The 21,097-nt window shown below is 37.4% G+C and carries 20 protein-coding genes and 1 pseudogene; 11 read left to right on the top strand and 10 right to left on the bottom strand.

Annotation, left to right across the window (positions count from 1 at the left end):
- Nucleotides 1-249 precede the first annotated feature (249 nt).
- The gene (brnQ, locus tag AMD27_RS07100) at nucleotides 250-1,542 is read left to right on the top strand and encodes a branched-chain amino acid transport system II carrier protein (protein ID WP_067658259.1); all 1,293 of its coding nucleotides are present in this window, start codon (nucleotides 250-252) and stop codon (nucleotides 1,540-1,542) included.
- A 528-nt stretch (nucleotides 1,543-2,070) separates the two neighbouring features.
- Complete coding sequence (locus AMD27_RS07095; RefSeq protein ID WP_067658257.1) at nucleotides 2,071-2,322, top strand: hypothetical protein; 252 nt, start codon at nucleotides 2,071-2,073, stop codon at nucleotides 2,320-2,322.
- A gap of 242 nt (nucleotides 2,323-2,564) precedes the next feature.
- On the opposite strand, the gene AMD27_RS07090 is transcribed toward AMD27_RS07095, so the two are convergent.
- Nucleotides 2,565-3,014, bottom strand: a complete 450-nt coding sequence (locus AMD27_RS07090; RefSeq protein ID WP_067662851.1) for a hypothetical protein — start codon at nucleotides 3,012-3,014, stop codon at nucleotides 2,565-2,567.
- 137 nt (nucleotides 3,015-3,151) lie between these two features.
- Between AMD27_RS07090 and AMD27_RS07085 the strand changes: the two genes are divergently transcribed.
- Complete coding sequence (locus AMD27_RS07085; protein WP_067658254.1) at nucleotides 3,152-4,015, top strand: alpha/beta fold hydrolase; 864 nt, start codon at nucleotides 3,152-3,154, stop codon at nucleotides 4,013-4,015.
- Between the two features lie 78 nt (nucleotides 4,016-4,093).
- On the opposite strand, the gene AMD27_RS07080 is transcribed toward AMD27_RS07085, so the two are convergent.
- Complete coding sequence (locus AMD27_RS07080) at nucleotides 4,094-5,632, bottom strand: TerC family protein (RefSeq protein ID WP_067658252.1); 1,539 nt, start codon at nucleotides 5,630-5,632, stop codon at nucleotides 4,094-4,096.
- 729 nt (nucleotides 5,633-6,361) lie between these two features.
- Between AMD27_RS07080 and AMD27_RS07075 the strand changes: the two genes are divergently transcribed.
- Complete coding sequence (locus tag AMD27_RS07075; RefSeq protein ID WP_067658248.1) at nucleotides 6,362-6,826, top strand: MarR family winged helix-turn-helix transcriptional regulator; 465 nt, start codon at nucleotides 6,362-6,364, stop codon at nucleotides 6,824-6,826.
- A gap of 33 nt (nucleotides 6,827-6,859) precedes the next feature.
- On the opposite strand, the pseudogene AMD27_RS07070 reads toward AMD27_RS07075, so the two are convergent.
- Nucleotides 6,860-7,093: pseudogene (locus AMD27_RS07070) on the bottom strand (DUF159 family protein); the annotation flags it as partial.
- A 164-nt stretch (nucleotides 7,094-7,257) separates the two neighbouring features.
- Here AMD27_RS07070 and AMD27_RS07065 point away from each other — a divergent pair.
- Entirely contained in the window at nucleotides 7,258-8,469 is a 1,212-nt protein-coding gene (locus AMD27_RS07065) for a tyrosine-type recombinase/integrase (RefSeq protein ID WP_067658242.1), read from the top strand.
- Here the strand turns inward: AMD27_RS07065 and AMD27_RS07060 are convergent, their stop codons facing one another.
- Entirely contained in the window at nucleotides 8,470-8,649 is a 180-nt protein-coding gene (locus AMD27_RS07060) for a hypothetical protein (protein ID WP_067658239.1), read from the bottom strand. It abuts the gene before it with no gap.
- A 107-nt stretch (nucleotides 8,650-8,756) separates the two neighbouring features.
- Here AMD27_RS07060 and AMD27_RS07055 point away from each other — a divergent pair, with 107 nt between their 5' ends.
- The 4 genes from AMD27_RS07055 to AMD27_RS07040 all read left to right on the top strand — a co-directional run bounded on the left by AMD27_RS07055 (nucleotide 8,757) and on the right by AMD27_RS07040 (nucleotide 11,660).
- Nucleotides 8,757-9,002, top strand: coding sequence for a hypothetical protein (locus tag AMD27_RS07055; protein ID WP_067658236.1), 246 nt, complete (start codon nucleotides 8,757-8,759; stop codon nucleotides 9,000-9,002).
- 285 nt (nucleotides 9,003-9,287) lie between these two features.
- Nucleotides 9,288-9,818 (top strand): PAAR domain-containing protein, encoded by a 531-nt coding sequence (locus AMD27_RS07050; RefSeq protein ID WP_067658233.1) that lies wholly within the window; start codon nucleotides 9,288-9,290, stop codon nucleotides 9,816-9,818.
- Nucleotides 9,811-10,548, top strand: a complete 738-nt coding sequence (locus tag AMD27_RS07045) for a VRR-NUC domain-containing protein (protein ID WP_067658230.1) — start codon at nucleotides 9,811-9,813, stop codon at nucleotides 10,546-10,548. Before AMD27_RS07050 ends, AMD27_RS07045 begins: the two co-directional genes overlap by 8 nt.
- An 11-nt stretch (nucleotides 10,549-10,559) precedes the next feature.
- Entirely contained in the window at nucleotides 10,560-11,660 is a 1,101-nt protein-coding gene (locus tag AMD27_RS07040; protein ID WP_067658228.1) for a type VI immunity family protein, read from the top strand.
- A 59-nt stretch (nucleotides 11,661-11,719) separates the two neighbouring features.
- Here AMD27_RS07040 and AMD27_RS07035 read toward each other — a convergent pair whose 3' ends face one another.
- Nucleotides 11,720-11,920: a hypothetical protein gene (locus tag AMD27_RS07035; protein ID WP_067662843.1), complete on the bottom strand. Its 201-nt coding sequence runs from the start codon at nucleotides 11,918-11,920 to the stop codon at nucleotides 11,720-11,722.
- Nucleotides 11,921-12,099: 179 nt separating this feature from the next.
- Here AMD27_RS07035 and AMD27_RS07030 point away from each other — a divergent pair, with 179 nt between their 5' ends.
- Nucleotides 12,100-12,771 (top strand): hypothetical protein, encoded by a 672-nt coding sequence (locus tag AMD27_RS07030; protein WP_067658226.1) that lies wholly within the window; start codon nucleotides 12,100-12,102, stop codon nucleotides 12,769-12,771.
- Between the two features lie 19 nt (nucleotides 12,772-12,790).
- Complete coding sequence (locus AMD27_RS07025) at nucleotides 12,791-13,993, top strand: helix-turn-helix domain-containing protein (protein WP_067658223.1); 1,203 nt, start codon at nucleotides 12,791-12,793, stop codon at nucleotides 13,991-13,993.
- A gap of 10 nt (nucleotides 13,994-14,003) precedes the next feature.
- Here AMD27_RS07025 and AMD27_RS07020 read toward each other — a convergent pair whose 3' ends face one another.
- The 5 genes from AMD27_RS07020 to AMD27_RS07000 all read right to left on the bottom strand — a co-directional run bounded on the left by AMD27_RS07020 (nucleotide 14,004) and on the right by AMD27_RS07000 (nucleotide 21,050).
- Nucleotides 14,004-14,588: a lysozyme gene (locus tag AMD27_RS07020; protein WP_067658220.1), complete on the bottom strand. Its 585-nt coding sequence runs from the start codon at nucleotides 14,586-14,588 to the stop codon at nucleotides 14,004-14,006.
- 9 nt (nucleotides 14,589-14,597) lie between these two features.
- Nucleotides 14,598-14,969 carry a hypothetical protein gene (locus AMD27_RS07015; RefSeq protein ID WP_067658217.1) on the bottom strand — a complete coding sequence of 124 codons (372 nt, stop codon included), beginning with the start codon at nucleotides 14,967-14,969 and terminating at the stop codon, nucleotides 14,598-14,600.
- A gap of 63 nt (nucleotides 14,970-15,032) precedes the next feature.
- Nucleotides 15,033-17,522 carry a phage tail protein gene (locus AMD27_RS07010; protein WP_067658214.1) on the bottom strand — a complete coding sequence of 830 codons (2,490 nt, stop codon included), beginning with the start codon at nucleotides 17,520-17,522 and terminating at the stop codon, nucleotides 15,033-15,035.
- A 1-nt stretch (nucleotide 17,523) separates the two neighbouring features.
- Nucleotides 17,524-17,946: an NlpC/P60 family protein gene (locus AMD27_RS07005; protein WP_171254787.1), complete on the bottom strand. Its 423-nt coding sequence runs from the start codon at nucleotides 17,944-17,946 to the stop codon at nucleotides 17,524-17,526.
- A gap of 50 nt (nucleotides 17,947-17,996) precedes the next feature.
- Nucleotides 17,997-21,050, bottom strand: a complete 3,054-nt coding sequence (locus AMD27_RS07000) for a hypothetical protein (RefSeq protein WP_067658208.1) — start codon at nucleotides 21,048-21,050, stop codon at nucleotides 17,997-17,999.
- Nucleotides 21,051-21,097 lie beyond the last annotated feature (47 nt).

Genomic DNA, 21,097 nt, shown 5'->3' with positions numbered 1-21,097 from the left:
AAAATGTGCATTTAAATTGCGGATTTTAAATTCAAACTATGCTTATATTTTAAAGCCATTCATATTAGAATTTTCTTAATAAAGATAGATAACATTTTAATTCAATTACTTAATTTGAACACACATCTACTCCTATTAATCATTACGTTATTCAATATTTATTAAATGAAGATTCAATAAAAAATAAACTCCAAAATTAAATTCATATCCTCTAAAATCCCTTTCTTTTGTTCAACCGATCTCCTTGTTATGACGAATTTACGTACACGGGATATTATTGCCTTAGGTTTTATGACCTTTGCACTATTCATCGGTGCCGGCAATATTATCTTTCCTCCAATCGTGGCACAGCAAGCTGGCGAACATGTTTGGCTTGCAGCACTGGGTTTTTTAATCACAGCTGTCGGTTTGCCTGTCATTACCATTATCGCTTTGTCGCGTGTTCAGGGTTCTATTCAAGTTTTAAGCTCACCTTTAGGTAAAATCGCCAGTCTGATTTTAACTGTAGCGTGTTACTTAGCAGTAGGTCCTCTATTTGCAACACCGCGTACCGCAACTGTTTCTTATGAAATTGGTTTCTCATCCTATTTTGGAACATCAAATAGCAACTTACTGATTTACAGTGCCATTTATTTTGCATTCGTGACGTTGGTTTCGCTCTATCCAAATAAAATTTTAGACACCGTGGGTTATGTACTGTCTCCCCTGAAAATTTTATCTCTGGTGATTTTGGGTGGCGCAGCACTAATGATTCCTGCGGGAGTGATTCCTGCACCCATTAACAATTATGTCTCAAGCCCAGTCTCTGAAGGTTTCGTCAATGGTTATTTGACCATGGATACTTTAGGTGCTTTGGTGTTTGGTATCGTGATTATTAATGCGATTCGTTCACGCGGCGTAACCAATGAAAAGCTCATTACCAAATATGCAGTGATTGCCAGCCTCATTTCAGGTATTGGTCTAACACTGGTTTATCTCAGCTTATTTAAACTCGGTTTAGGCAGCCACGATGCAGCGCCGAATGCAGCCAATGGCGCAATTATTTTACATGCTTATGTAGAACACGCTTTCGGTTCGTATGGGTCACTGTTTTTAAGTGCAATGATTTTTATCGCATGCATGGTCACTGCCATTGGACTTACCTGCGCATGTGCAGAATACTTCTCACAAATCACTAAAATCACCTATAAAAAATGGGTGTTGATTTTGGTGGGTTTCGCATTCGTCATTTCTAACTTAGGTTTGACCAAGTTAATTGCGGTCTCTGTTCCTGTACTCAGTGCGATTTATCCGCCTGCGATTGTGGTGATTTTACTGGGCTTTTTCTGGAGGTTCTTCAACAAGCCTTCAAACGTGATTGCACCTGTTACAGCTATTGCATTTGTGTTTGGTGTGCTTGATGGATTAAAAGTCGCTGGTTTAGATGGTTTCTTACCTTCAATATTACAGAGCTTACCCCTCACTGCACAAAACTTAGCATGGTTAATCCCATCATGTATCGTGCTAATCATTGCCTTTGCAATCGACAAGCTTAAGAAATGAAAGATTGAGTTGAGTCGTTATAGCCTTGTTTTACCCAAACTTGGTTAAACACGTGATCAATAATCGTCAAGTTTACCCAACGGACTTTTATTGTTTACGAGCTTTACTCCTTTTTTCTTTTTAATACCTAAAATTGATTTCGAATTTATAAAAAATCTGCTGAGCAAAAAAATTAAAAAAACTATAGGTCATACTTTTCTCTTTTAGGCAAGATACTTGCTTTATCTTACTTTATATTATCTAAGATCCATTCCTGATGATCGCTATGCATACTCTTGTTTTGTGACTAGGCATACTCTTGTTTCGTGAACTGTTTAACACTATATTGGATGCTTGATTTATACTTTTTTCGCACAGCTTTTTTTCAAATATAAATACAAATATTTCACTTTTGTCATAATACTGTAATATTTAATTTAGATAATAGTAGTATTTGCTGTTGAAATAATAATAAATACAGGGTATAACTATAATTACAATTCTGACTAGACTACTTGGTTTAGTCCAACTTCAACAGGAGGGATGGAGATGTTATCATTACATTTCAATAAGCAAGTCTTCATTAATACCCTGAAGACCAATAACAACGCTGTTGTTTTTATCAGTACAACTATTGCTTTGATGCTTACTTTGTTGCTACAAGGTGCGATCCAAGGCAACCTTAAACCAGAATTTTTTGCTTATGCACTTGTGGTAAGTTTTGCATTTTATGTATGGGCTTTTATTGATTACAAACACCGTCCAGTTAAAATTTCTGAACAAGATCATGAATTTGACTAGAAAATGGATGACTCGTCATCCATTTTTAACCTCGGTAAAACGCTATAACAGCCAATATAAAAACTAAATATATCTCTACAAACTAAAACTCAAATCTAGAAAAAAAAACACCTTCCCTCTTTATCCCCTTCAGTTTTATCCAAACACTTGCTCTTCCTTCCCCCATCATCATATTTTTAATCTAGAAAAAAGATCCTATCTTTAAAATGCTTTACAGTTTGAGAAAGATCAAAAATATAGCTTTAAAGACTCAGCACAACCCCGATTAGCAAAATACTGGTTGCTCCCACTTCACCTATAACCAATAAAATCATCAACATTCTCATGAGTATTTTCGGTAAGGAATATTGACCTAAACGATGTGGATGCTTAAATTGATTGGTTGTGTCTTTTAAGATTCCATGTAACACATAACTTAAGATTGAAAAGCTAAAAAATATGAGATTGATTACGATACAAATTAAATTAACCTGCGCACTCCAGATTGAGAAGTACGCTATTACTGCTAAAATCAAAGTCGCGGGTGCATACAGCAAACTACTTCGATGTGCAATATCTACATAATAGTGCGCACGCGCTTGGGTAGACCGACTGATTTGAACATATTTCCAAACACCCGTCAGCATCCCAACCCATAAATAAACAGCGCTAAAAACAATGGCTAATTTCACAGATAAATCTAGACCTTCCATACTGATCAGCATATAAATCACATCCTTTTGATTATTTTAATATTTTCAAGATGACTTTTTAGTCAGCTTTGCAACCGTTTATAAACTTAAATTTGTGTAGAGTAGATAAATGACCCTATTTAGAACCATCAATCACAATGAATAGATTTGAAAATATAACGCTTATTTGCGCAGACCACTACCCTCTTAGCGCACGATTCTATCCTGCTCAAGCACAGGAGCCTAGTAATGCAATTCTCATTTGTCCTGCCACAGGTATTACCAAAACCTTTTATCATGCTCTCGCAGAATGGTTGAGTAGCCAAGGTCATCCAGTGCTGACCTTTGACTTCCGTGGAATTGGAGACTCATTGCATGGACGCCTTAAGGATTCAAATGCCAGTATTCAAGATTGGGGACAACTGGATATCCCAGCTGCCATTGATACGCTACTCCAGAAAACTGCCAAAGATCGCGTGACTTTAATTGGTCATAGCGCAGGTGGTCAGCTTTTAGGGATTACGCCGAATCACACCAAAGTTGAAAAACTCATTGCGATTGCAGGTTCAACAGGTCACATAAAAGGATTGAAAGGTCGCACTAAAACCCTGGCACCGCTAATGTTTAACGTCATTTTCCCTATGAGCAATATATTCAGAGGTTATGGTGCAACCAAATTTCTAGGGATGGGTGAAAACTTACCGAAAAATGTGGCAAAACAATGGGCCCAGTTTTGTAGCAACCCAGGCTATGTCACCAATGCGATTGGACAAAGCATTTTTGAAGATTTCCACAATGAGGTCAATACTCCAATCACTGTACTTTGGACATCTGATGATGAAATTGCGACTGAAGCCAATGTCAAAGATTTATTAAGACTTTATCCAAATGCAAACACCCATATGATTGAAGTTGTACCCAAGCAGTATGAGCATCACAGCATTGGTCATATGCAGATGTTTAAAAAATCCCATCAAAATATTTGGCCCGTCATTCGAGCGCAGATTCCAGTTTCAAGTTAATTATCTTTTCCAGCGATTCAAGTTTCAACAATGCAAACAAAAAAGCCTCACAGAAGTGAGGCTTTTTTAAACATAAGATTAATTCGAGAATGTACTGATTGTCACTGTTTTGATGCGGGTTTCATCCATTTCTAGGATTTCAAACTTCACACCTTCATGCTCAATAATAGTGCCGGCTTTCGCTTCACCATTGGATTTGTCTAAAATTAATCCAGCAACACTAAAATAACCCGAATCTTCTTGAACCAAATCTAAATCTAACATGCTCAGTTCTAACTCTAACTGGTACAAGTCGAGCATACCTGAAGCTTTCCAAGTATTTTCATCGAGTCTCACCAGCTCAAGTTGCTCATCTGCATCTGGGAATTCACCCGCAATAGCCTCAAACACATCAAGTGGAGAGATCAAACCTTGAATATTTCCATATTCGTTGGTTGCCAATACCAGTGAACCTTTAGAGGTGCGTAAGGTGTTAATCGCATCGATTACTTTCATTTTTTCATAAATAAAAATAGGACGAACCCGTTTTAACAATGCTTTCATTTGCTCAGGATCATCCAAAGCATCAATCAGCTCTTTGGCACGAACAATGGTAATCACCTTGTCGAGTTGACCACGACACACGGGAAATAAACTGTGTGGAACTGAAAGGACTTGCTCACGAATTGCGTCCACGTCATCTTCTATATTCACCCAAGAAATTTGATTTCTCGGTGTCATAATTGAAGCAACTGGACGTTCAGCCAGTGACAATACACCACCAACCATATAGCGTTCTTCATGACCAAAAGCTTGATACGCATCATCTGCATCTGGCGCATCCATGTCGGTCATTAGACGACTACCCATCAATTTTAAAATTGAATCTGCAGTACGGTGACGAAGCGGAATCTTAGATTCATGCTTCTCCACATTGCGATTGGTAAATTGATTGAATGCTTCAATCACAATCGCAACACCTATACCTGAGTAAATATAACCTTTCGGAATATGGAAACCAAAACCTTCAGCAATTAAGCTCACACCAATTAACAATAAGAAGCTTAGGCATAGAATCACCACAGTCGGGTGACGATTTACAAAATTTGTTAATGGTTTAGAGGCAATGAGCATCACGACCATCGCCACGATCATTGCGACCATCATCACATAGATGTTGTCGACCATACCAATCGCGGTAATCACTGAATCCAATGAGAATACGGCATCAAGTACGACAATTTGTGCAACGACTGCAACAAAACCTGCATACACGATATTTGAAGTTGCCTTGATTTCAGGCTTACCTTCCATTTTTTCGTGTAATTCGGTGACGGCTTTATATACAAGGAATAAGCCACCGAAGAGCAAAATTAAATCTCGCCCAGAGAAAGTAAAATCGAAGAGTGTTATCAGCGGTTTAGTCAATGTGACCAACCAAGAAATTGCGAACAGCAGACCTAATCGCATGAACAATGCCAGCGTAAGACCAATTACACGTGCTTTATCGCGCTGTTCAGGGGGGAGTTTTTCAGCCAAAATAGCAATGAAAACAAGATTATCAATACCTAATACGATTTCTAGAATGATTAAGGTAATTAATCCAACCCAAATTCCGGGATCTAATAAAAACTCCATATTAGATCTCCACTTTATTATTATTTAAAGTCGAAACAAAAAAAATTAACCAACACGGCGACGGGTCCATATAAAAAGATACCTTTTCAAAAATAGTGAGAACATTATGCATAAGATTTGGGATTTGTAATTCTTTTTATTAAAAAAATTTTATCTAAATAATGCCTACATATTGCTCATAATATTTTCAAGGAAATCCATAAAACAAGAATTAATATTTAATAAACAAAGATATAATGTTAAATCTGACCTTTTCGAAACACTTATTGGGCAAGTACATCGGATTATTTTTTAGTTGCTGCATTGACTCGAAAACTGCTTTGTGAGATAGCGTTCAGAGACAAGAGCCACATACATAGCGGCCATAAACGCCTTTAGAAATTGAAATACCATATTATGTTAGGTTGTTACTGATAAGAAAGTGAAATAGATGATGATTTGATTAAACGCGCTACTACAGATTAAAATTAGGCGCTTTTTAAACTCACCATTAGATCACTTTTCTTAATTTGCAAATATCCACTTAAATACGATAAATAAAGCTAAATCATGTTTTTAGAACAACTCATCCAGCATCAAACGCTACTGCTGAGCGTTTAAATTTGAAAATTCGTTCCTTTTATCCATTAAGCTGTTGATCATATGTTGATTAATCTGATAAATATCAACTATCATAGGCGGTGCTTTATAAAAATCACTGTATAAATAACAAAAATTAAGGGCAACACAATGTCGAAAAAATACGCGAAATTTTTACCTTCAGTGGATAACTTTGATTTACAAGACTTTCCTTTTTTTTGGGTGACTCAGGTTCATGCACAGTATGTGCAAAATGTAGATCAGGTTTTAAAAAAACACGGGGTAGATAACTCAAGAAGACGCTTATTGCTAGCGCTTTTGACCAAACCTGATGCCAGCGTTTCGGACTTATCCGATATGATTGTGTCTAAAATGTCGACCACCACCAAAATTGTCTATCGTTTAAAAGACGAAGGTATGGTCAATACCTATTCATGTGAAAATGATGCGCGTATTACCCGTGTCGTTTTGACTGAGCAAGGTAATAAAATGACAGAAAAAATCAATGATTTGATGACAGTGGTATTAGAGCAGTCTTTTGAGGGCTTAACGCCTCTTCAAATTGAGAAAATGATGGAATGTTTGAAGCATATTTTCAAAAATCTTTCTCATTAATCCACACATTTTAAAAAGCTTGATTCAATCATCCTACTCAAAAATATTGAGTTGCGGTGAATCTTTTGCATGTCGAGATTTTGGACAATAAAAACATTCAAACTCATCTACAGGAAAACCCAATGCAAATTTTTGAATATTCGTCGTTTTTAAACTTAACCATTCATCCAATTGGTCATGCGGGATAATCATCACAGATCTTTTAACATCACCTGGCTCATGAAATTCACGCATCATTTCGTGGTCTATCGCATCCATATCAAGCAATGGTCTTACGTTGTGTTACCTTGCCTTTCTTTGAACCCTATCTATTTGATTTTGTTATATTGTTATCGTTACCACTCATAACCTAGCATGACATGACATTACTTTTATTTGTGAGTAATATTGTGAGTAAATCCTTATAGACCATAACGGTTGTTACTCACAATATGTTAAATGACTTAAAAATCAAGCAGCTAAAAGCTCAAGACAAAGTATATCGCGTCGCTGATCACTCTGGATTGTGTATTGAGGTTCGACCTACTGGAAAGAAGTTTTGGCGGTTCCGTTATCGTTTTCTGAATAAACCACAGATGCTAACAATTGGACAATATCCCGAAATAAGCCTTTCATACGCTAGAACTAAAACAAATGAGTTTCGAGAGCAACTTGCTAAAAATATTGACCCTATCACTCTTAAGAAGGCTGAACGCATGGAGGCGATGCAGGCACAAGAAGAGACATTCCGAGCTATTGCTAAAGAATATTGTGAGCATAAAAAGAAATCAAAATCAAAAAATTGGCTCTATATTCGAAATCTTGCATACGATGTAGATATCTTCCCCATAATCGGGGATAAGCCAATTAAGGATGTGAGTTCTGTTGATGTTAAGAACATTATGGATAGTGCAATTAAGAGAGTCTTGAAATCAGGTAAAGGTACTGGAGAAAACAAGGCGATCTCAATTAGACAAATTATTGCTGAGATCATGCAGTATGCGATCATCTCCGACAGATTGATCAATGATCCAACCTATGCGTTACGTGGATACATTCATACCCCTGAAACAGAGAATGCCCAGCCTGTCAGCTCAAAAGACCAAAAACTAATTATGCCGAGTATTAATAAATATAAAGGCTCTATCAGCACCAAAAATGCACTTAAAGCACTTATCTATACAATGCTACGGACAATCGAAGTCCGCAGAGGGTTGAAAGAGTATATTGATTTTGAGGCCCGTACATGGACCATTCCAATCGCGTCTAAGTCTGACATTCTTAATGGTAAGCGCAACATGAAGAAAAATAGAATTCATATTGTGCCACTATCAGATCAAGTTATGAAGATCTTGAGGGCGCAATTTGCTGCTTATCCAGATAGCCCTTATATATTCCCGGGCGTTAACAATAATTCAATGATTGCCCCTACAACACTAAATCAATCATTTCGAAATATGGGATTAGGACATATCACTATGCATGATTTTAGGGCTACAGCATCCACAAGCCTGAATGAGGCAAACTACAACTCAAACTGGATAGAGCTTCAGCTTGCGCATGTTAAGGGTGATAAGGTAAAAGCTGCTTATGACCATGCAAAATGGCTAAATGACCGCAGAAAGATGATGCAGGATTGGGCTGATATGGTTGACGATTGGTAATCAATAATACAATCGCCTTCCATTCCACAGCACCTGACGTGCTTCTTTATTGTGTTGCAGCACATTTCCTTGGTAGTCTCGAACCTCAATCACTTGGTCTTTTTCATCTAAGGTGCAAGGTAATGAAATTTGATTGGCTGAGTCAATACTGAAGTGTTTTAATGTATTTATAGTTTTCATGGTGCATCTTTTTTGAGTGGTGTAACAGAACCGTACCTGAAAATTGTGAAATAAGCCAACTTGCGCATTTCTGCAAGCTGGGTGAAACCTAAAGGAAGTTATAGTTTATGCAAAAATTTGACGGCAATATTAAAAACATACCAACATTAACTGATGGAAAATTAACACAACAATTAATCCCTGCTCGTTTCATACCAGAAACTCCAGATGAGCTTAAAGATAAAAATGTTGTTTATATTTTTGATAGCGAAGACTCTTTTAATTTAACTTATGATGAATTGGTTGAGATTGTAGGTAAGGCAAGAATGGCAGGGCCTAGAATGATTCCTGTGTTGGGGACAATTGGGGATTAATCAACTCTCGACCTAAGAGTTAAATTTAATTAAACAAAATTACTTCAATATGAACAAATATTATGCATGAAACTCCATACTTCATGTAAAAAGCCCAATCGAGATTGATTGGGCTTTTATAAAACAGTTAAACATATGATTTATTTTAAAATAAATCGAGGATTTCGCATAAGGTGTATTATGTTAATTTTAGAGAAACTAAACAAAAAATTAACTTTTAGAATACTTTTAATTTAATATGAGACTTCATCTTCTAATCATTTTCATAAGAATAAAAGGTATTGAATGAAAGCCGTAATTGTTCAAGGCTGTAAAACAGATCATGGTGGAGTCGTACTTCAAGGACACCCCTCTATATCAGTTAATGGAATAGGCATGGCAGCTAAAGGCTACATGGTTTCTTGCCCTAAATGTAAAGGCATTTTTCCTATTTCAGAAGGAGCTGATAATTTTACGCTCCCTGATGGTAATGCTGTTGCACTAGCAACCATGAAAACAGCTTGTGGAGCTTCTTTGCTTCCTAGTTCTTTTCTGGTTGTCGTTGAACCTAGTTCTCCTTTTGGTTCTCAATTAATTGGTAATCCAAATGATGAAGACGAAGAAACAATTCCTCCACCTGTAGAACATGGAGGTCGTTTTCAATTGGTCGATCAAAATACAGGGGAACCGATTGTAAATCGTCGAGTACGTGTCACTTTAGGTGATGGAACAAGCACCATGTATGCAAGTGATGATCAGGGCTTTACTGATTGGATTTACACGCCATCAGAAGAAGATATTCACTTAAACCTAGTGGATGAATTAGATAATGGCTGACCAAGGAAAACCTCAAGGAACATTAAAAACTGCGCCAGTTCAACTACAGACAATTAAAGTGGTTGCCATTGGAAGTGACCAACTCGACCCACAAGATAAAAAAGTTATTTGTAAAGCAATTTGCTATTGCAATGTTAATCCCAATAAAGGGAAAAGTGGAAATCGTGATCAACACCAATCTTGTGTCTCTGAACGCTTAGGAGAACTTGATAAATTTTTGAATCACCAAAGTCCCTATAAAGCGGAAGTAAATTATGATATGCATCGTAATCCTCCTGCGCCAATCATGGATAAGGGAATTATTACTAAGGTCCATCCTTATCTTCCAGGATGGATTAAAAAGCATTGGGAAGAAGAAAAGGGTTACTCTTTTGAAGCTGGGCAAGGTATGGTGCGTCGTCCTGATGTAGTGATTGTCAAAGATCCAAATAAACCGCCCACACAAGATAATATTAAACAAATTGTCGAAATAAAATTTAAGGATAAAATTAGCCATGGTCAGGAAACAGATTACCCAATCATAGCAGGAGACAAAAGTAAGGTTAAAAGGCTAGATCCTGATGAATGTGATTGTGGTAGTGATGATGATAAAGGCAAAACATCGACTGTTTTAGAATATGCCACTTGGGCGGCTGGAGTTATTGCTGCTGCGCTTCAATTAAGAAAAGGAAAATTGCCTAAACTTCCTAAATTTCCATCTCCAAAACCATCACCTAGCCCAGCTTGGTAAAGGAAAATTGTATGCATTTAAAGACAGAAGAAGAATATAAACTTTGGGCAGAGAAGCAAGAAGAAGGTGCAACAGGTGGAGGACTTTTTGCTAAAGGAGGTCCTGAAGATTATGTAGGGGCTATTCCTGCAATTCGTGCTGTTTTGTACTTTAAAGAAGGCTATAGCGACGAAATGCGTGAAATGATTGCCAAGTGTTTTGATGATTACAGTGAGATTGCTAAAGATCATCTAACTTGGCTTTGGCAAGATGAACCACCAAAAGGAGAAAGTGAAAATTTAGCCTTCAATAAGGCTAAACCTATACGAGATAGCTTAAAAAATTATAGCCCAATGAAAGCTTTTTATTTTTTGTATACCAGTGGTAAAGAGAAATTTGCAACGGGGGCTTGGGAATTTGCTGTTGGAGGAGTTAGTAAGTGGCGATCTGAAATGGGCATATATCAGAGCAGTCTAACTTTTTCGATGCCTATCGTATGGGTTGAAGAAAACTCAAAGCTCTTTATTGAGTTGTTTATTAAGTGTGCTCAACGCCTAAAAGCGAATCATGGTTATGCTGGCTATGCCTGTATTATTTCTCAAATTAGAGAAGATAAAAATGAACCAACAGAAGCCTTTTTCTCTCGGAAATGGTGGGCAATGGATGTCGGGAGTCCTACTAAAGAATCCAATAATTTAATTAATGGAATAAAAACAGTAAGTTGGCTTACAGCAATTAACTATGAGTGGTTTAATAAAATCAAGGAAAAGGAAATATTAAACAGCGAGCTTCCGATGAATTGGTTTGTTGGATACGATTACGGCAATGGCGTTGTATTTCAGTCAGGAACATTACCCTTAAGTGGTTCGGTTGAAGAGGATCCCTTACCTGCTCCATATGTACTGTTAAATAGAATATTAAAGCCTTTGCGTGTTGAAAAAATTGGAAGTTTACATCGAGGCAATCAAGATAATCCCGAAGCTCCGTTAATTACAGGATATCGAGCTGAAGCATGGATGAAGCGTTTTGATATAGAGGATGATCAAAAACTTGAATACTTTGAAAAGCTACAAAATGAACCTAAGTTAAATGCTCAACATGCTTTCTTGGACAAGCGTATAGATTGGAAATAGTGGATAAGTTCACTATTTCTATGTCTATTTAACATAATGGGCATTATACGAATAAGCCCTCACTTAGAGGGCTTATTTAATTCAATAAACGCATCAACCTGAGCCGAGCACTGGTTGTATTTGGCCACAGTATCAATGGCCCAAGGCAAGATAGATTTACCCTCTCCTGTTTCCAATTTCTGCAACTTGGCTGTAGGCTGCATTAAATTACTCGGAACCGTTGGTGATAATTGAGTTGAGCTGTTGCAACCCATAGTCATCAATTTCAAAAAATACCCACCATTAAAATGGTTTCTCATAGTTCTCAATTTGGTATAAAACACTTAATTAATGGTTGATTTACAACAAAACCATTCAAAAAATTAAATTTAATTAAAAAACATACATGATACGAAATAAATATGATACATTTTGACAAAGTCATATGAGCTGCATAACTATGGATATAAACGAACTACGCCCACACATTCTTAGTCGAATTGCGCATGAATTTGGCAATAATTTTCTCGACGGTTTAGTTTTTTCTATTAAAAACAGATTATTAGAAAAAGATAATTTTGTACAAGAAATTTATCATTCACCCGAACTTGCGCGTCAAGAAAGTGCAAAATATGAACCTGGCTTATTAATGGATGCACTCTTGGCCAGTGCTACCGAATCTGGGCACAATGCTGTCGTTCAAGATACAAAACCCAAAGGACATCAATTTGTTCAAATGATTACACCGTCGTGTCATATAGTAATCATGCGAAGGGATTCTATTAATACCAAAAATGCTAAATTTTACTTAGAACAATCCCGATCAAATATTGGGTTAATCAAAGAAAGTCAGAGAGATCTTTTGGCGAAAGCTATCTTAGATGAGAGTGTCGAACTTGATGATTTACTTTTTGTATGTGTAACTGGTTATTGGAAATCTGATTTTGAATTGCTAGATCTAGATTTTATCGTTCCGCACCCTATTGAAAATAGACCTATTCTTAGTTTTAGTTTAGATGAACTTAAAAAATCTGCATCTGAGCCGATGACTGATGTGGCGGAAGAACCTATACTAGCAATCAAGAAGCGCCTTGAACAGGCTGACATTAGCTCCCGCGCTTCAGGTGAGTAAAAAATTGGAGGTACAGATAATGTTGGGTATAGATAAGTTCGAGCCAAATAGGTTGAAACTTGCCCGTCAAATGTACGATGACTTAAGTAAAACTGCTTTGGCAACAATGATTGATGTAGCACCATCCACAGTTACTAAATGGGAAGATGGTACACACAGTCCACAACCAGAAGTATTAATCAGTATATCTGAAGCTTTTGGCATTCCTGTGCACTGGTTTACCCGCGAAGTTCCTAATTTTGGCAATCCTTTATTTTTAAATCGTGCAAAAAAGCGAGTACTTAAAGCCCCTTGTTTTAGATCTAACTCAATGCTATTGAATTTAGCTGAAATTCAATCAATTGCTGATGAATGGATTTCCTTCCCTAAAGTTGATTTGATCCCCTCTCTAACTAGAGAGGAATCTTTATCATTAACTGAAGGAAAAATTCAGTTATTAGCTGAAAATTTACGTAATCAATGGGGATTAGGTGTTTCTCCAATTCCAAACTTGATGAAACGTGTCGAGCGTGCGGGTATCGTAGTTACAAGATTTGAAATCGGTTATGATGAAATGGATGGCACATCTGCTTGGATAAATGATAGACCTTATATATTTATTGCAGCAGATAAGCAAAATTTCTTTCGAGGGCGATTTGATTTAGCGCATGAGTTAGGGCATATCGTTATGCATAAATACCTAACAGAGGAGGATAAGAAAAATTGGTTTGATAAGCTTGAAGAACAAGCTCATTATTTTGCTAATTGTTTTTTATTCCCGACTAGTGCATTCATTGCAGAAACAAGAAACCGTGTTTCCCTAGAATCTCTAATGCTATTAAAAAAGCGTTGGGGAATTTCGTTAGCTGCGATGATCTATAAAGCTAAAACATTAAACATTATTTCTGATGATCAATCTTCTAAGCTCTGGCGAAGTTACCGCTATCGCGGATATACCAAATCAGAACCCTATGATATTGATACTGTCGCAGAAGAGCCGAATTTACTTATGAATATGATCAAAATGCTGCTTGAACAAGGCGGATTTGATAAAGCTAATATTATTGAAAAATTCGGTCTCAAGAAGCATTTGGAATTAATATCAGGGTTACCTAAAGGTTATCTTAATGATGATTTTGGTCAAATGATTAATATGAGGTCTAATGCTGATAAAATTGTTAAATTGGATAATTCTCCATCAAAATTAAAATCAGCTGAAATCATACAGTTTTCTCGTAAATAAAATACAGCCCTCACTTAGAGGGCTTTTTAAATAATTCTTTTTCTGCTTTTCGTCGCTTAACAAGCCCCTGCATACGCTTACCGCCGGCATTCACCCAAACATTAAACTGATCTGCTGCTCCAAGAATATCACCAGCATTCAGTTTTTTGACTAAGGTGGAATTTTTAAATGCGGTAGAGCCGATATTGTATGCCAGTGATAACAATGCATCAAACTGATTTTGATTGATCGGAACTTTAACGACATCATTGACCGTACTTTCAAACTTCTTTAAATCGTTGGCCATGTAGGCTTTGGCTTGTGATTCAGTGCAAGTATCCCCTTTTTTGACTTTAATGCCGTTTGGATAAATCGTTGTACCAAAACCAATGGTCCATACGCCTACACCATCATCATAGGCAATGAGTCGCTTTCCTTCAAAATTGCAGATCAGGTCAACACCACTAGGGCTTGTGCTCATTACATCAATAGCAATGCCGAACATTTCGGTTACATCGTCATACGCAGTCGCAATCAATTTATCCGCAGCATCAACTTGTTTCTGGGTGAGTGAACCACCACTGATCTTTCTTAAAAAATCAAATATCTGTTTCATGTTATGCACTCACTTAAACATTGCTTTAAAAGCTGATCGAATCTCAAAGATTAACTCGCCAATGGTTTTACCACGTAACAATTGAATTGCTTGATACCAGATGCCAATTAACAACATTCCAAAAATCGCAAAGATTAACATCACAAAACCTTGCGTCATATGTGAATACACCTGCCAATCATAATATTCAATAAATGCAGAGCCACCGTATAGACTAATCGCTACGCTAAATGTGAACTTCATAATCACACCTATAGTGATTTTAATTCGACCTTCAGTATCAATGTCGCCACTTAAGGTAAGTGCAAAGATTGCCCCCACTACTGCTGCTATGATTTTAAAAAGCCATGGAAGACTTTTAATGCTTAATGGGTCATTCATAGACCACTCCTAAATTTTGGTAATAAAAAAGCACCCGGTTGGGTGCTTTTAATGGTTAATGATTTACGCTTCCGAGGTTGCTTGTGTGATTCGTACTGAATAATTCCACGAAGTTGGTTTCCACACGTCACGCGCTGTGACACGCACATAATATGTGGTTGTTGATTGCAAACCAGTAATCGTGCAAGCGTTTTCTATACCCGTCCAACTTGCTGCAGCAGTATCAGGATCAAAGTTCGCACTGGTACTGATCCACACCTGGTAATCTTTCAAATCAGGCACTTCACTCGGTATCCATGTGACTGTGATCGAATCAACTGTGGCTGAGGTATACACATTAAGCAATTGTGGCGGGACTGGATTACTTATATTTAGTTCAGCAAATGTACTGACAATTAACCCATTCTTACTGGCCACACGAATTGTATAAGCGCGCTGAATGCCGTCTATTTTTGCTTCATCCATGCTGTAACTGTAATCCGTGTTTGTTGTTTCAACTTCACGCAGTAACACACCACCAGACATGATTTGAACGATATAACCTGTAGCACCAGCAGCACTTTGCCATTGAACTTTAAAAGTCATCCCTTCAAATGCAGATTGCAGAGACAAACCTTTAACACCTGCAGGACGACCACCATTGATGGTGTAACTATATGCAGTCACTTCATCTAAAGTTTCTTCTCTTTGCTCAAGACCATTAAAACTGGTGAACTTCAAATAGATTTGCTTATCAACCATATTTGCATTGAAATCATACTTAAAGAGCGCACGGTCAATACGAACAAAAGATTCACCCGGACTGTGAGAACTCGAATCATCAAAACGTCCACGAAGCATGCCGTTTAATGTGTAACGACCTGAACCATCCAAAGTTGCATCGATGTAATTGATATACTCATCACCAACTTTACACAATGTCGCATCGACTTCAGCATCTTGCAATGTCCCGCCAAAAATCTGACTCGTCGTATTTAGTTGAATTTGCATTGCAGTGTCATCAGTATCTATCCCAGAAATTAATGTACCGTAGCGAGCAGAACCATAAATGCTACCGATCATTTCATAAGTAGTATTGTCTATACTGGCCCATACATTACAACCGCCCCAATTGATTCCACCCGATACCGCTACCCAAATTTGATTTTTTCCCTCCGTTAACTCCAAAGGAGGTTCAAAGATTGCGGGTGCATTGACATTGCCTGATTCCTCATTCCCGCCTTGATAACCGTTTGATGATTGCAGGTCGTATTCCACTGCAGAACGAGATCCGACTGCAAGCTCTTCAGCTGTAATCGAAAGTACACCCTCTTCATCTTCTTCAACTCGCGTAATCCGCACAAGAAACTGATCTAAACCCAATGATTCATCTGTGATAGTCACAATGTCCATAGGTTCTAATCTGCAGTACTTCCAACCCAATTCAAACTCATATTCATTTCGAACGTAGAGTTTTCGCTGTAACAGCAATTGCACCGCATGACGCGCAATTTTAGGTTCGCAGAAAAAATCGAACTTCACTGGATCTTGTGTACGCAAACCAAACATTTCAATATTCGCCTGGTCTTTTGCCTCTACCGTTTCAGTGTTGTACTGGTTAAAGCGATTCACGTATTCGATTTGAGAGTGATTATAAGCATCTGTATCACGACTTCGACGTACACGGACAGGCTGATCTTCACCCAAGAAATCATCATCCGTGAGGTGATAAACAGGCTCTAAGTTAGGTGCAAAAGTTACACCATTGCCCGTCACCGCACTGTCACCATAAGAGCGAATTTTAAATCCATCAGGACTAGGTACCACGGCACAATTCACCGCTTCCACAATTTCATTGATGATTTCAAATGCTTCTCGCTGTTCTGTCAAAGCAGGACTGATCAACAAATTAGTGGCTGCACAATAAGTTCGAAATTCAGATAAATCCGCCATATTTAGGCTAGGTGCTGCACCGTAACGTGGATTGGTAATGAGGTCTTCAATTACGTCAGCTGGATTGGCATCATGAATCGTATCTGAAAATGTAATATCACTAATCACTTCAAAATTATGATTCGATAAGCTTGCACTACCACCCAAATCATAGTTAGCACATGCTACATAACCAAGAAATGGATAATGGACTGCTTGATTTGGATGATATGAAGTTAAATATCCCCATACAGGATTTTGTTCTCCATCAAAGAGTTCGAAACCAATTTGATGAATTGGATCGAGCTGGACACCACCCTCAGTTTTTGTGATAAGTTGCTCTTTGTCACGCCACACAATGCCAATATCCTTGATTTTATTTTCACATAGACCCAGCATCAATGAAGCAGAATAAGTATATGTTGTGTTCTTTGTTTTAGTTTTACCCCCTTTACCACCAGATTTGGTTGTTGTGGTATGAGCAATAGACTTGAAATCACCATACCAAAACATATTGGCCGCCACACGATTCTTGCCATAAACCAATGGCTGTGTCAGACCATACGCAGACTGCTGAATTCGCATCGAGTTAATACGTTTATCAGACGTACTGACCGTTGTACTTCCAAATATTCCACCCATACTATTCTTTGAGCCTCTTCATACGAAAAAAGCCCGCAATTCTGCGAGCTAGACTTCCTTTAGTGCCATCTTGAAGTATTACTCCTTGATGGATATAGGAGTGAATAATCGTCGGCCATTCGACAACAATTGCACCATGACTGATGCACTTGCCAAAGTGATATAAAACGATGTCACCTGGTTGTGGTTTATCGACTTCAATACATACCGATTTGACGTGCTCTAAATATCGTTGTCCAAGCTGATGCATGTGCCAATCTGGTGGATATGGGCGCGGATCTAAGTGATCCATCAAGCCCACTTTTTCATAGACTTCACAGATCAATGTCCCACAATCTACACCGACACCTTTCACACGTCCCTGATGATGATATGGTGTACCGATCCAAGTCATGGCTTCGGCAACAGCTTCAAGATTTTTCATAATTCACCCATAAAAAAACCTGATCTTTCAAAGGATCAGGTTTTCATCATCTAACAGTTAATTGAAATCACACCAACATCAATATCGGTACTTATTTTTCCGTTTATATCTGTTACAAGTTGACCGTTTGAAACAGAAAATCTAGTACCTAATGCGGGGTTTTCGTTATCTGCTAAAACAAAGTGCGCTTGGCTGCGGTTTGCATAAATATAACCATGCTTTAATACTCGGCCTTGACCTTTCTTTACCCCCTCGCTTGTAACTTGCATTACTGGGATATCGTCTAGAGCTACGCCGTAAACTTTATCATTACCGTTCGCAAGTTTCACATAACCGGCTTGCTTAGTTACTAAACTACCTTTAGGAATAAAAGATTCAGTTTTGTTATAAATAGCTTCTGAAACATCCGTTATTGTAGGGTAATAATCTCGGCCATAACTTGTAAATTCAATTGTTACATCAGTTATTTGAGCATTCATTTCGGCAAGTATTTGCGCGTTGGTCATAGCTGAGTAATTTTTGTTAAAAACTATGGTTTTAGCAATACCATTAACAATGACCTCCAATGCTAAGTTGGTTACAGAACAATCCCCCAAGCGCTTAGCTAGACTTGTGTAATTAATACCATTGTCATAAAGATAAATCATTTCTGATAAGTCTTTACAGCCCCAAGCCATTGCGGGCATTCCCGGACTACCATCCTGAACAATATAGCTGTCTATAAATTCTCGACTATCTATATACAAACTTGAGATGGAATTTTTTTGATTATTTTTAATCAACTTAGAGTATGCCGAAGACTCTATATTAAATCGGACTGTATTACTCAGACCAACGGCCGTTGATTTGAATAATAAACTTTGACCAGATATGTCGTTTTTAAATAAAAACGGATCATTCCCGTATCCTGTGACCATCCATTCAGCATGATCAAATGAATCCCTATTTGTTTCTGTATTCCCTGTTAGCCATACTTGAACATAACCTAATGTGTACGCCATACCGCCAAAACTACACCCGATTAGTTCTAATTGATCCTCAAGTAAAGAGCCGTCACTTTGCATATAAGCAAAATAAACATTCTCCAAAGCTGTGAAATTATGACCTTTAAATGACCAATATGACGGCTTATCAAAAGCTATATTATTATGACAAGCAAAAGGAACATTCTTATCCGAAAGTGAACGGCCGCCAGTTATATAAGTTCTTTCACCTGACGAAGTACCACAACCCATTGCAGTTAATGAACCTTTATCGCCTTTAAAAATATAACCTACGTTTTCATATTTACGCGTAGAATCCGCGCCATTTGGATTGTCGATGTGAATTGTATAGCGTAAGTTTTTAGCAATGAATGTAATGTCTTTAATTTCGCTATCATCTGCATAATCGTATACAGTTTGATATTGCTCACGTGGATAAATATTTCCGTCTATTGACGGCCCTATGTCCGCATCACTATATGGAAGTTCAGCCCATACGATTGTATTGTTCTCGCCCTGCCCAAAAATATCAACATGATCTTTAGTTAGCACCATTGCAGGGTATCCGCGATAACCTAAAAACTCTGTAGCTTTGGTGATTTTGTAAAGACCTTTTTTAACCCAGATAATATAGCGATTATTAGGGCCTGCATCTGTAATGCTATCCAAGGCAAGTTGAATTGCATTTTTGCCCTTAAACTTAACTCTAGGATCTGAATCATTTAAATCCGCAGATACCCATATTTCATTAATTTTGACAGAACTAGAATTACCACTAACAATTAAATTTTTCGCTAATTTTACATCTGAAGAAACATAAGCTTCTGGAAATATTGCACTTTCTGCTATAACGACTTTATCGAGTTGGTTATTACCTACTGTTAAGCGAATATATTTTGCATTTAATGGCGTTATAAATCTTTTATCGGCTGGCGGGGATGGCATTCCAGATAGATAGGCCATTGATTCATCATAAAATGCAAATTGCTGAACATAATTTAACGATGTTTGATACTCAGTATTGGGCTTTATTTCATAAGGGCCTGCGGCTGAATAATCGGCGTTATAACCAAGCGCACCATTCGTATAAACCACATATCGATCAGGAATAATTTTATCAAGATCAAGAATATTTAAAGGAGATAACCCTATTGTTGATTCAACTAGATTCGTTAATCCCGAGATCTGTTCAGGCTTAACTACTAAGTGTTCAAAAGCAATGTCTTTTACATCTTTTACATCAGCAAAAACAGAGCTTTCAGCAAAAATAACAGTATTTAACTCACTATCTAGCACAGTGATATTAATAAATTTTGCATTAACAGGGGTCGTAAATTTTTTACTTGCAGGTGGAGAGGCCATTCCTGAAATAAAATTCATATTTGAATCGTAAAGTGCAAACTGTTGCGAATACTCTTGAGATGTCTGATATTCAGTATTGGGTTTGATTTCACATGGACCTATTACACTATAACCTTCAACATAATCCAGCTCACCATTTAAATATGAAACATATCTTGAAGGTGTCACCTTTGAGAAATCTAAAACATTAAGCTTATAGTAACTAAGCTTATTAAGATTAGCTTCTAAGCGATTATCAAAATCTTCAACTTGTTCAGATTGAAGTTTTAACTCATCTAATTTCAGTTCAAATGGCACGTAGATCGCTGGATATTCGCTTGATTTACATAACATGAAATCTGAGACGTTATTAGTTTCTAGAGTCAAACCAATAAACTTAGCATTCGAAGGAGTAGTAAATAAGGAAGATGGTAAAGCCGTTGATTTACCAGAAATGTATTTCATGCTTTCATCAAAGAATGCAAATTGCTGTCCGTAATTTAAAGGTGTTTTATATTCTATACCACCCTCTATTTGGTAGGGCCCTGCTGCCACAAAACTAGATGCTGCATCTCCAACTTCACCATCCAAGTAATTAAAATATTTCCCAATTTTAATTTTGGCTGGATCAAAAATATTCACTCCAGTTTTATATGCGATTACCTTGTCATTAGTCGCAACATGCTCTTGAATATATTTAATCAGCTGATTCTGGGCATTTTTGAAGATTTGTTCAGTCACCCCTGAACCAGTGAACTGCTCCTTACTTGGTAATGGCATTTTCTCACCCCATAAAAAAACCCAGCTTTTGCTGGGTATGGATTAAT

Source organism: Acinetobacter sp. TGL-Y2, from assembly GCF_001612555.1.
Classification (GTDB): Bacteria; Pseudomonadota; Gammaproteobacteria; order Pseudomonadales; family Moraxellaceae; genus Acinetobacter.
The sequence above is the reverse complement of the archived record's forward strand: the minus strand, read 5'-3'. Positions and strand labels throughout refer to the sequence as shown.

Coding starts and splice junctions, on each gene's coding strand:
- AMD27_RS07015 (WP_067658217.1), bottom strand. CDS start 14,969: ATGAATGACCCATTAAGCATTAAAAGTCTTCCATGGCTTTTTAAAATC.
- AMD27_RS07090 (WP_067662851.1), bottom strand. CDS start 3,014: ATGGAAGGTCTAGATTTATCTGTGAAATTAGCCATTGTTTTTAGCGCT.
- AMD27_RS07095 (WP_067658257.1), top strand. CDS start 2,071: ATGTTATCATTACATTTCAATAAGCAAGTCTTCATTAATACCCTGAAG.
- AMD27_RS07020 (WP_067658220.1), bottom strand. CDS start 14,588: ATGAAACAGATATTTGATTTTTTAAGAAAGATCAGTGGTGGTTCACTC.
- AMD27_RS07025 (WP_067658223.1), top strand. CDS start 12,791: ATGTTGGGTATAGATAAGTTCGAGCCAAATAGGTTGAAACTTGCCCGT.
- brnQ (WP_067658259.1), top strand. CDS start 250: ATGACGAATTTACGTACACGGGATATTATTGCCTTAGGTTTTATGACC.
- AMD27_RS07000 (WP_067658208.1), bottom strand. CDS start 21,050: ATGCCATTACCAAGTAAGGAGCAGTTCACTGGTTCAGGGGTGACTGAA.
- AMD27_RS07055 (WP_067658236.1), top strand. CDS start 8,757: ATGCAAAAATTTGACGGCAATATTAAAAACATACCAACATTAACTGAT.
- AMD27_RS07065 (WP_067658242.1), top strand. CDS start 7,258: ATGTTAAATGACTTAAAAATCAAGCAGCTAAAAGCTCAAGACAAAGTA.
- AMD27_RS07045 (WP_067658230.1), top strand. CDS start 9,811: ATGGCTGACCAAGGAAAACCTCAAGGAACATTAAAAACTGCGCCAGTT.
- AMD27_RS07085 (WP_067658254.1), top strand. CDS start 3,152: ATGAATAGATTTGAAAATATAACGCTTATTTGCGCAGACCACTACCCT.
- AMD27_RS07075 (WP_067658248.1), top strand. CDS start 6,362: ATGTCGAAAAAATACGCGAAATTTTTACCTTCAGTGGATAACTTTGAT.
- AMD27_RS07035 (WP_067662843.1), bottom strand. CDS start 11,920: ATGACTATGGGTTGCAACAGCTCAACTCAATTATCACCAACGGTTCCG.
- AMD27_RS07005 (WP_171254787.1), bottom strand. CDS start 17,946: ATGAAAAATCTTGAAGCTGTTGCCGAAGCCATGACTTGGATCGGTACA.
- AMD27_RS07030 (WP_067658226.1), top strand. CDS start 12,100: ATGGATATAAACGAACTACGCCCACACATTCTTAGTCGAATTGCGCAT.
- AMD27_RS07080 (WP_067658252.1), bottom strand. CDS start 5,632: ATGGAGTTTTTATTAGATCCCGGAATTTGGGTTGGATTAATTACCTTA.
- AMD27_RS07050 (WP_067658233.1), top strand. CDS start 9,288: ATGAAAGCCGTAATTGTTCAAGGCTGTAAAACAGATCATGGTGGAGTC.
- AMD27_RS07040 (WP_067658228.1), top strand. CDS start 10,560: ATGCATTTAAAGACAGAAGAAGAATATAAACTTTGGGCAGAGAAGCAA.
- AMD27_RS07060 (WP_067658239.1), bottom strand. CDS start 8,649: ATGAAAACTATAAATACATTAAAACACTTCAGTATTGACTCAGCCAAT.
- AMD27_RS07010 (WP_067658214.1), bottom strand. CDS start 17,522: ATGGGTGGAATATTTGGAAGTACAACGGTCAGTACGTCTGATAAACGT.